The organism is Croceicoccus hydrothermalis (genome assembly GCF_022378335.1).
Lineage (GTDB): Bacteria > Pseudomonadota > Alphaproteobacteria > Sphingomonadales > Sphingomonadaceae > Croceicoccus > Croceicoccus hydrothermalis.
Genome location: NZ_JAIQCI010000025.1, coordinates 1 through 10459, shown reverse-complemented (window position 1 = coordinate 10459; position 10459 = coordinate 1). Strand labels below are relative to the sequence as shown.

The following is a 10459-nucleotide window of genomic DNA, read 5'->3' as shown; positions in this document are numbered from 1 at the left end:
AGGCGTGCGCCTTGATCAATCAGGCACCGCCACATCGCCGTCCGAACAACACGAAGCGGTAGCCTCATGAATAGGACGGGTTAGCACCATGCAATCCGGTCAAGTATCTCCGCAGCGAAGCGCGCGCTTCCTTCCGGCGTAGCTTTAGAATTGGAGAGAGGTCCAGCAACGCTTTCCAGTCGAGCGTGGCATGATAATCCCTCTCGTCTCGCGTCATGCATGAGAGAAGGTCTTCGTAGCTGACAAGTCGCCTCATCATCCGCTTACCGCAAAGCTCCGTTCACTTTTGCCAGCCCGGGCAACACGAGTTAGGGCCATTCGCATGCCTGCAACGACCATTGAGGACCCGCAATCGCCATGTCGGAAGATATGTCGACTGTCGGCAAACGGAAATGTCTGCACGGGCTGTGGCCGGACGCTCGATGAGATTGTGAAGTGGTCCGCAATGTCACCTGACCAAAGGCGAGCCGTGATACAGGCCGCTGCGAGGCGAAGGGTCGAGGGCTTCACTCTATGAGCACGGTTCATCTGATTCTCGGTGGTGCTCGATCGGGCAAGAGCCGCCATGCTCTTTCGATATGCGGCGGCATGGAGGGACCTCACAAGTTCATCGCCACCGCGCAGGCGTATGACGATGAAATGACCGAGCGTATCCGTCAGCATCGCGAGGAACGTGCCGACTTCTGGCACACAATCGAGGCACCGATCGAACTCGCTCGTGCGATTACGTCGGTCAACGAAGGCACTGTGCTCGTCGATTGCTGCACCTTGTGGCTCTCGAACGTGATGCTGGCCGAACTCGACACCGACAGGGAAGTTGACGCGCTGGTCGAGAGTATTGCGCGGGCTAAGACGAATGTCGTGCTGGTTAGCAACGAAGTCGGCTCGGGCATTGTCCCGGAAAATCGGCTCGCGCGCGATTTTCGCGACGAACAGGGACGGCTTAACCAGCGGCTCGCGGAGATTTCCGACACGGTCGACCTTGTCGTCGCTGGACTGGCCTTTCGTCTCAAGGGTTGAGCCCTCTCGCAAGCCGTGAAATCGCGATCGTGTCGGCCGGCAATCCAATGCGGAGGTGATGCGAATCCCCGACGAAACGGCGCACGGCGATTCCCTGTTCTGCAACTTGCCGCCAGAGCACATTCGCGTCCGGTGCCCTGGCAAACCGGAACAGGTCGGTTCCGCCAATATCGTCCAACGCCGAGCTAGCGATAAGAGCGCGCATCTCCAGCGTCCGCTGAGCAAGATTTTCGCGTGTGGCCGCTTGCCACTCATGGTCTGCATAGGCTGCGGCACCGATCTCCAGCGCAGGGCCTGAGACGTCCCATCCACCGAGGCGATCTTCGATGCTGCACAAGATTTTTTGCGCAGCCAGAACGGCACCCAAGCGCACGCCTGCGAGCCCGAAAAACTTCCCGAATGATCGCAAGATGATAAGTCCCGGCCGGCCAGCAAAGGGAGCCGCGCTGAGCGTGGGATCGAGATCGGCATAAGCTTCGTCGACGATCAGCCAGCCGCCACGTCGGGCGAGTTCGGCGCGCGCTGCCTCAATGGCTTCGACGGGCCAACGATGCCCATCGGGGTTGTTGGGGTTCACGATTACTACGACATCAGCCTCCCCGGCCAATGCCAAGGGATCGGAATGCGTGACCACCTTCGCCCCCGCCAGTCGCCAGCTTTCCGCATGATCTGCATAGCTGCGAGCGCGCACGGCTACGCTCTGAGCACGTAGGATCGAGGGTAGCTGGCGGATGACGACTTCCGTTCCGGCGACCGCGCGGCAAAAAGACGGATGGCATCCGAACGACTTTGCCATGGTGCTTTCGCAGAGAGCGCGCGCCGCCTCGCCCGGTAAGCGCTCCCATGCATCGGATGAGATCGATGGCAACGGATAAGGGCACGGATTGATACCGGTCGACAGGTCTATCCATGGCAGAGGTGCGCCGGGAAATGCGCGTGCCATCGCGTCGATCCGTCCGCCATGGCCTGACACGAGGTTCGAATCGATCATGTCAGGTCGGCCCAACCCAGCAGAGCCAGGATGAACGCTATGGCGATCACCACCCTCCGATAGAGTTCCAAGGCGTGGCGAATATCGGCTCCAGATGGGTCTCTTGCTCCTGAATTTAGCCAAGGCTCGTTACTCGTCGTTTCGCCATAGGTCCGCGGGCCCGACAGCCTGATGCCGAGCGCTCCCGCCATCGCCGACTCCGGCCACCCTGCATTGGGAGAACGGTGCCTGCCGGCGTCCCGAAACATGACCTGTATAGCCCGGCCCGAACCGGCACAGAGCGCGAAAAGAATGCCCGTCAGGCGTGCAGGGATCAGGTTGGCAAGATCGTCGAGCCGGGCGGCTACCTTGCCGAACGCTTCGTAGCGCGCACTGCGATGGCCGATCATCGAATCGAGCGTGTTGATCGCCTTGTAGGCAAACAGCCCCGGCAAGCCGAACAGCGCGCCCCAGAACAAGGGTGCGGTGACGCCATCCGAAGTGTTCTCGGCGAGGCTTTCGATGGCGGCGCGGGCGATGGCGGGCTCGTCCAAGTCAACGGTCGCACGTCCGACGATGCGGCTCAACGAATACCGCGCAGTAGCGATCCCCGCAGCGTCGAACGCCTCGGAGACATCCGCGACGTGATCGTGCAGCGAGCGCGCTGCAATCAGGCTGGAGGCGATGAGGGCCATCAGGGCTAGCCCTAGCCATCCGGCTGGCAGAAACAGCTGGATGCCCAGACCGATCCAGCCTGCAAGCGCCACCACAAACAGAGCAACAAAACCGCCCGTCGCGATCCGCGCCGACCTGCTCCATGATTGGCGATTGCCCAGACGCTCTGTCCGTTCGACCAGCCAGCCGAACCAGCGGATAGGATGCCCGATCCGCTTGTCCACCGCTTCGGGCCAGCCGACCACGGCTTCAATCGCAAGACCTGCCACCATGATCCATGCCGCGGTCACCGCGCAAGCGCCAGCAATGCATCTACGTCGAGGGCCGCTTCGATCCCATCGGCCAGTTCATCCAGCGCAATTTCGACACTGTCTTCGTAGTCGAGCGTGCTGTTCCGGCCGCTGCGCAATCGCTCGAGCCAACGCGAACGGAAACCATCGCTCGCAAACACACCGTGAAGATAGGTGCCGATCAAACGTCCGCCCGCCGCGACCGCACCATCAAAAGCGCCGTCTTCCAAGCGAGAGAAGGGATTCTCCAGCGCAGGCCCCTGTGAAAGACCGGTATGAATCTCGTATCCTGTCACCGCGTCATGATCGGCGATTGTGGTCCCGCTGATGGGGCGAACCACTTTCTTGCGGGTCATCGCCGTCCTCATGTCGAACAGGCCCAGGCCATCCGCTGACCCAGCCAATCCATCCGCGGCGTCGGCGTCCTCGATCCGATTGCCCAGCATCTGAAAGCCACCGCACAGGCCGACGATGCGCGCGCCGGTGCGCCAGGCGGCAATGATGTCGTGATCCCACCCCTCACTCCGCAGCACTGCTATGTCGGCCAAGGTCGACTTGGTGCCCGCGAGGATGACTGCATCGGAATCGCGCGGGAAAGGCTGGCCGGGAGGAATGAAGCGGACCTCTACATCCGGCTCGGCACGAAGCGGATCAAGGTCATCGAAATTGCTGATCCGCGACAGCATTGGCACGGCGATTAGGATGGCCCCGTGTTTCGGTTTCGCTTGTCCAAGAACCACAGCGTCTTCAGCGGGCAGCCGCGCAGCACAGGGCAGCCACGGCACGATGCCGAAACTTCGCCAGCCGGTGCGGTCTTCGATGAAACGCACGCCATCTTCAAACAGGGCCTGGTCGCCGCGGAAGCGATTGATGACGAAGCCTGCGATCATCTCGGCATCGTCGGTCTCAATGACGGCTCGGGTGCCGACCAGCGAGGCGATGACCCCGCCGCGATCGATGTCGCCAACAAGCACCACGGGAACGTCGGCTGCGCGCGCGAAGCCCATATTGGCGATGTCGCCCTTGCGCAGGTTCACCTCCGCCGGGCTGCCCGCACCCTCCACGATAACGAGATCGTGCGCCATTTTCAGCCGGTAGAACGCGTCGATCACAGTGGGAAGAAGGCTTCCCCGGCTGGCCATATACGCCGCCGCTTCCTCGCTGCGCAGTGCTTTGCCATTCAGGACGACCTGCGCGCGCCGATCGCTTTCGGGCTTGAGGAGCACGGGGTTCATGTCGGTCGACGGCTCCAGCCCCGCTGCACGTGCCTGGAGCGCTTGCGCGCGACCGATTTCGCCTCCACCGGGACAGGCCGCCGCGTTGTTCGACATGTTCTGCGGCTTGAAAGGTGCCACATCGACACCCCGGCGCCGTGCGATCCGGCAAAGCCCCGCCACGAGCAGCGATTTGCCGACATCCGACCCAGTGCCCTGAAGCATGATCGCGCGACCAGTCATCCTGCGTTAGGCGGGGCCGAAGATGTCGAGCCGGATACGCGCGCCATTGCGAACAATCTCCGCCTCGATCCCGAACACATTGCGCAAGCGCTCGCTCGTGAATGTCTCGGCCGGACTACCGTCGGCGACGATCCGCCCGTCGTGCATCCAGAGAACTCGGGTCGCATAGCGCAATGTGAGATCGAGATCGTGGACTACCGTCAGCACTCCGCGCCCGACCCGCGCCATCAAGGCAAACAAACGCATCGTCTGATGCTGGTAGCGCGGATCGAGCGCGGCAACCGGCTCGTCGGCAATAAGGAGTGGTGTCTCGGCAGCCAGCGCACGCGCCAGATGCACACGGGCCAGTTCGCCACCCGAAAGGGTATCCGCTGCCCGCTCTTCGAAACCATCAAGATGGCAGGCGCTGATCGCCTGCGAAACCGCCGCCTCGTCGCTGTCCGACAGTCGCCCCAGCGCCGCGCCATAGGCAAACCGCCCGAGCGAAACGACGTCGCGAACCGGTTGCGGCCAGACCAGCGGACGGGCCTGCGGCAGGTAGGCCATCTTGCGTGCACGCTCGACCGGCGTGAGCGAAGCGATTGGTTTGCCATCGATCGACGTCGCGCCCATATCGGCTGACAACAGCCCAAGCGCGAGGCGCAGCAGCGTCGTCTTACCGGACCCATTGGGACCGATCAGCGCGATGAGTTCTCCTGTTCTCAGTGAGAATCCAGCGTCGACGACCAGCGGCATGGCGTCCACCGCATAGCTCAGATTGCTTGTCTGCAGAACGCTCATGCCAATTTCCGTCGCGCGGCGATCCAGATGAACACCGGAGCGCCGAGGAGCGATGCGACCACGCCCAGCTTGAGTTCGCTATCGGTCGGGAGCACCCGCACGCCGATATCGGCCAGCACGAGGATGAGCGCGCCAAGCAGTGACGATGGCACCAGCAGGCGCGCCGGATCGTAGCGCAGGAAGGGCCGCACCAGATGCGGCGCGACGATCCCGACGAAACCGATCGCACCGGCCAACGCCACCGCGGCGCCTGTCGCCAGCCCGGCACCGATGATCACCGCCAGCCGCTGTCGCTTGAGGTCCAACCCCATTCCTTCGGCCGCCTCGTCTCCCAGAGCGAGTGCGGACAGGCCCCGGCGCGACGCGAGCAGCACCACCGCCCCGATCGCCATGAAGGGCAGCGCGAATACAAGATCGTCGAAGCTGCGATTGTCCACCGTGCCGAGCATCCAGTTGACCATGTCGGCAAGGCTGAAGGGGTTGGGCGCAAGGTTCATCAGCAGCGCCATGATTGCCGCCGAGAAACTCGAGAGGCCGACACCAATCAGGATCAGCGTGACCACGGAGCGGGTGCGGACCGCAGCCAGCGCGACCAGCAATGTCGCGATCAGGGCACCCGCGACTGCAGCCAAAGGCAAGACGAGTGGGCCTGCGGTCACGAGACCGAAATAAAGCACGAAAGTCGCGAAGAGCGCGGCAGTGGCGGACACGCCGAGAATGCCCGGCTCGGCCAGCGGGTTGCGCAGAAGGCCCTGCAGGGCTGCCCCGCTCATTCCCAGTGCCGCGCCGACGAACGCGGCAGCGAGCGCGCGCGGCAGGCGGATTTGCCAGACGACCAGCTCGTCACCCTGACTCGATTGAAATGCGAGAGCAGCGAGCACCCGGTCGAGAGGCAAGGGCACCGATCCGAGCGCGACCGAAAGGACCAATGCACCCATCAGGCTTGCCAGCAGGATGGACACCGGCCGATTCATCGCGTGTTCTCCCCCGCTTTCGCCAAAGCTTCGACCGCGTCTAGCAAGAACCAACCGCCGCACGAGGTCCAAGACCCCTCCAGCGGGACGACCGGCAGTTCGCGCAACTGCGCCCGCGCCACCGGATGGCGCGCCGCACTCCAGTTGTCGACATGGTTGGTCGCGCTTTCGAAAAAGGCAGCCGCGATCAGGTCGGGGCGCTCGTATGCGAGGCGTTCGAGCGGAAGGGGGTTCCAACCGGCACGGTCCTGAAAATTCCTGAGGCCGGCCGCGACAAACAGTTCATGCACGAGTGTTCCTTCTCCAGCCGTCACACCAGCGGGTGTCATGTAGAGGACTTCGCGAGGGGGACTGGGCCGATCGGCCAGCGCCTTCAGTCGCCGATCCATCTCGGCGACGAGTGCTGCGGCCTCATTCGGCTTATCCAGTTCGGTCCCCACGCGCAGCACTTCGTCCCGCACTTCGGCAATCGATTGGGGGAAGCCAATCTGCACGACCGGCACGCCCGGTTCCTGCATGAAGTCGGCGATATCGTGCCCACCGCCATATGTTCGCACCACCAGATCGGGCTGCAGCGCCAGAACATCCGCAGTGCGCGGACGGACCGTGGGAATCCCTGCCGCCTCCGCCCGCATGTAGGAGAAGCGCTTCCCCGCATCGGGCGAAAGCGCGAGGATATCCTCTCGATCCGCGAACTTCAGGACATACTGGTCGGCGCAATAGTCGAGGCTGACGATCCGTCGCGGCGCCTCCGCTCCTCGCTCCGCCACCTGTGAACAGGCACAGAGCAAAAGGCACGCCAGCGCCGCGGGGATCGTCCGAACCATCGATTACATCCGGTAGCGCACGCCGCCGAACACCGCACGACCAGGTTGGCCGTAGCGGAAGATCGTTTCATACTGCTCGTCGAATAGGTTCTCTATCCGACCGAAAATTTCGATCTGCTCGGTAAGGCCAAAGCTCGCCCGAATATCGGTCACCACATAGCCATCGAGGCGGGTGGTGTTGGTGGCATTGTCGAAGCTGTCGCCCGCCACGAACACGGTGGCACCGATGCCGATGCCGTTCTCCATGCGGTAGTCCGCGACCAGACTGATCGTGTCTTCGGCGCGGCGCGGCAGGCGATTGCCGGTGATGTCGTTGCGGGCATCGATCGTGGTGTAGTTCAGCGCGACATCGAAGCCGTCGACCGGACGAAGCGCAAGGCCAAACTCCCAGCCGTCAGCGCTGGCCAGCGCGATATTGTCGTATGTTCCGGAAGGGCGGGGATTGGCGGGATCCTGGCACGCTGGGATGGGATTGCCGGTGCAGCCGACGAAAGCGATGAGGTTCTCGGCATCGCGTTCGAAGTAAGTGACGCCGATCTGGGCGCGGCGATCGAGGAAGCTGTGCGTGATGCCGATATCCCAGCTTTCGGACTCCTCGGGTTCTAGCGCGGTATTCCCGAAATCGCTGAACAGTTGGAACAACGCGGGCGCCTTGAAACCTTCGCCGAAACTACCGCGCAACACGGTATCGCCGCCGTTGGGCGAATAAGCACCACTGGCAGCGAAGGTCGTGTTGTTGCCGTAGGTTTCGTGATCGTCGTAGCGAACGCCGCCTGTCAGCGAGAGCCCCTCGATCGGAGTCAGGTTCAGCTGTCCGTAGACCGAATTGATCCACACGTCGTCGCCGGTCGCAGGAGCACCGAAACTGGAACTGCGATATTCCGATTCCTCACGCTCGGCACCGAACACCAGCGTCGCAATCTCGGCTGCGTCGAACACGCCCTGATATTCATAGCGCACGTTCTCGCCGAAGGCATCAAAGGTCTCGGAATCCGTATCAAAGCTGAAATTCCTGCGGTCGATCCGGGTGTAGGCGATACCCAGTCGATTGCGAAAACGCCCGTCCAGAAAGTCGGCGTTGATGCCCGCATAGCCGACCAAATCTTCCCGATAGGAAACCTCGTTGGTGTCCCCCAGGCCGGTAGCGGTGAAGCCGTCGATCTCGACCTCGCTGTCGGCATAGAAACCTCGCAGATCGATCGAGAAATTCTCACCCAGCGCAATATCGAGCTTGGCGTTGGCACCCAGGCTTTCAAAGCCGTCCGGCTCGGTGCCGCCGCGCGCTTCGCTGAATGCCGAAATGCCATCGGTGCGATAGTAATTGCCGCCGACACTAAGGCCTACGGGACCAAACCTTCCCGACACATTGCCGACGAGCTCCGCAGTATCGCGCTCCCCATATTCCGCGCGAGCGAACACCCCGAGCTCCTCGGTCGGTTCGCGGGTGATGAGGTTCACGACGCCGCCGATAGCCTGGCTGCCGTAAAGGACGCTTTGCGAACCACGCACCACTTCGACCCGTGCGATATTGCCTGTCAGGGCAGGACCGAAGTTGAAGCCGCCACCGGTCGAAGAGGGGTCGTTGAGCTTGACCCCGTCGATCAGCACGACGGTCTGGTCGCTCTCGGCACCACGGATCGAGACGCCTGTGTTGGTTCCGATGCCGCCATTGCGGTTGAAGGTGACGCCCGGGACTGTGCGCAGGATGTCGAGCACTTCACTCGGCTGGCGGTTTACGATCTCCTCTTCCTCGACCACGGTAACCGATTCGCCAACTTGGCTGATCGCACGTTCGGTGCGGTTGGCCGTGACCACGATCGTTTCGGAGTTCACTTCCTCGTCTTCAAGAAGATCGACCGACTGGGCAAAGGCTCCAGTCGAACACAGTGCCACGGACGATGCCGCGACGGACAAATAGAATGCGGATTTCATTAACATATCCAAAGCCATCCCACGCGGAGGCCCCGGTGCCCGCATGGTCAACTCGACAGATGGCCCGCCGCGGCTCGCACCGAGCCGCGACTCCGGAAACCGGCCTGACTGTCGTTACTTCGGAAAAGAACTTTCCTGTCCCAAGGGGCTGGACCCGGCCCCGGACGAACGACGCGACGGCAGGTCTCCTGGCTTGCCGATCAACGTCTTCGAACCGTCTTCCCGGCGCCACCCAGTGAAGGGTTTAGCCAGTGACATGTTGGTTCGGGACTTCTGGCTCACAGTTGCGGGCACAGCGCCGGTATCGCACCGGCTTCCCTCTTAGCTTCAGGTGATTTCGCACCTGCAGCACCGTCTGTTCGCGCCAATGCTCGCTTGGTCCGTTGCTGTCAATCCTTGCCTGCTAGAAGTCGATGCCCTGCTGCGCGCGGATCCCGGCATGATAGGCGTGCTTGATTTCGGCCATTTCGGTGACAGTGTCGGCATAGTCGATCAGTTCGGGCTTCGCGTCCCGCCCGGTCAGGATGATCCGGGTATCGCCCCGGCCTTCGAGCACTTCGATCGCTTTTGCGGGCGTCAGGTATTCGTAGCGCAGCGCAATGTTAATTTCGTCGAGCACGACTAGAGCGTAGTCACCGCTTGCGATGAGTTCACCGGCCTTGGAGAGAGCTTTCTCCGCGGCTTCGATATCGCGATCCTTGTCTTGTGTGTCCCATGTGAAACCATCGCCCATGACGTGCCAATCGACGAGATCGGGAAAGCGCGCGAAAAACTGCTTTTCGCCCGTCTTCCACTTTCCCTTGATGAATTGCACCACCGCGACTTTCTGTCCCCAACCCAGCGCGCGGGCGATCACTCCGAAGGCCGAGCTCGACTTGCCCTTGCCATTACCGGTGTGGACCAGCACGAGGCCGCGCTCAGGATCCGTGAGCTCCCGGCGCCGCTTCGCTTGCGCGGCCTGCAGCTCCTTCATCTTTTGCTTGTGCGTATCGCTATTGGTCTCGCTCATACGACCTCTTTTGGTTCAATGGTGAGGGACTGGCCGAAGCCGAGTTCCATTTCAAATGGGTTCGGTCGGCCAAGAGCTGCGGCAACGCAACGGACAACACCAAGATGTGTGACGGCAAGGATGTCACCACCAAAATCTGCCGCGTCGCGCAGATAAGCTCGCACTCTTTCGATCATCTGTGCAACACTCTCCCCCCCATGGGGTCGCGCACCTTCGACATCTTGTGCCCACGCATCGATTTCACTGCGCGAAATGGCGTCCCACGGCAGCATTTCCCAGTTCCCAAAATCGATTTCCATTAGCCTCGGGTCGGCATGGACCGGAAGGTCGAAATACACGGCCAACCGCTCAGCCAGCGCGGTGCATCGGATCAACGGGCTGCTGTCGATCCGCGCGAAGCTTCCAGGCAATGCGTTCATCAGAGCGCTGAAGCGTCCGTCGTCTAACCCGTCCTATTCATGAGGCTACCGCTTCGTGTTGTTCGGACGGCGATGTGGCGGTGCCTGATTGATCAAGGCGCACGCC

At 62.1% G+C, this 10459-nt stretch carries 11 protein-coding genes and 1 riboswitch; of the genes, 2 read left to right on the top strand and 9 right to left on the bottom strand.

What is annotated here, in order from left to right:
* Window positions 1-322: 322 nt before the first annotated feature.
* Both K4G67_RS13685 and cobU read left to right on the top strand, forming a co-directional pair.
* Complete coding sequence (locus K4G67_RS13685) at window positions 323-517, top strand: DUF1289 domain-containing protein (protein WP_239806921.1); 195 nt, start codon at window positions 323-325, stop codon at window positions 515-517.
* Complete coding sequence (cobU, locus tag K4G67_RS13680) at window positions 514-1020, top strand: bifunctional adenosylcobinamide kinase/adenosylcobinamide-phosphate guanylyltransferase (RefSeq protein WP_239806920.1); 507 nt, start codon at window positions 514-516, stop codon at window positions 1018-1020. Before K4G67_RS13685 ends, cobU begins: the two co-directional genes overlap by 4 nt.
* Here the strand turns inward: cobU and cobD are convergent.
* The 9 genes from cobD to K4G67_RS13635 form a co-directional block, all read right to left on the bottom strand.
* A complete protein-coding gene (gene cobD / locus K4G67_RS13675; protein WP_239806919.1) occupies window positions 1010-2011 on the bottom strand; it encodes a threonine-phosphate decarboxylase CobD in 1002 nt (333 codons plus the stop codon). The two genes, cobU and cobD, sit on opposite strands and share 11 nt — an antisense overlap.
* Window positions 2008-2937 carry an adenosylcobinamide-phosphate synthase CbiB gene (cbiB, locus tag K4G67_RS13670; protein ID WP_239806918.1) on the bottom strand — a complete coding sequence of 310 codons (930 nt, stop codon included), beginning with the start codon at window positions 2935-2937 and terminating at the stop codon, window positions 2008-2010. Before cbiB ends, cobD begins: the two co-directional genes overlap by 4 nt.
* A 14-nt stretch (window positions 2938-2951) precedes the next feature.
* Complete coding sequence (locus K4G67_RS13665; RefSeq protein ID WP_239806917.1) at window positions 2952-4412, bottom strand: cobyric acid synthase; 1461 nt, start codon at window positions 4410-4412, stop codon at window positions 2952-2954.
* Window positions 4413-4418: 6 nt separating this feature from the next.
* Window positions 4419-5147, bottom strand: coding sequence for an ABC transporter ATP-binding protein (locus tag K4G67_RS13660; protein ID WP_239806916.1), 729 nt, complete (start codon window positions 5145-5147; stop codon window positions 4419-4421).
* A 41-nt stretch (window positions 5148-5188) separates the two neighbouring features.
* Window positions 5189-6166, bottom strand: coding sequence for a FecCD family ABC transporter permease (locus K4G67_RS13655; protein WP_239806915.1), 978 nt, complete (start codon window positions 6164-6166; stop codon window positions 5189-5191).
* The gene (locus K4G67_RS13650) at window positions 6163-6993 is read right to left on the bottom strand and encodes an ABC transporter substrate-binding protein (protein ID WP_239806914.1); all 831 of its coding nucleotides are present in this window, start codon (window positions 6991-6993) and stop codon (window positions 6163-6165) included. Before K4G67_RS13650 ends, K4G67_RS13655 begins: the two co-directional genes overlap by 4 nt.
* 3 nt (window positions 6994-6996) lie before the next feature.
* Window positions 6997-8925, bottom strand: a complete 1929-nt coding sequence (locus tag K4G67_RS13645; RefSeq protein WP_239806913.1) for a TonB-dependent receptor plug domain-containing protein — start codon at window positions 8923-8925, stop codon at window positions 6997-6999.
* A gap of 161 nt (window positions 8926-9086) precedes the next feature.
* Window positions 9087-9296: riboswitch (cobalamin riboswitch) on the bottom strand.
* A 32-nt stretch (window positions 9297-9328) separates the two neighbouring features.
* A complete protein-coding gene (gene cobO, locus K4G67_RS13640; protein ID WP_239806912.1) occupies window positions 9329-9934 on the bottom strand; it encodes a cob(I)yrinic acid a,c-diamide adenosyltransferase in 606 nt (201 codons plus the stop codon).
* Window positions 9931-10353, bottom strand: coding sequence for a histidine phosphatase family protein (locus tag K4G67_RS13635; RefSeq protein ID WP_239806911.1), 423 nt, complete (start codon window positions 10351-10353; stop codon window positions 9931-9933). Before K4G67_RS13635 ends, cobO begins: the two co-directional genes overlap by 4 nt.
* Window positions 10354-10459: the final 106 nt, after the last annotated feature.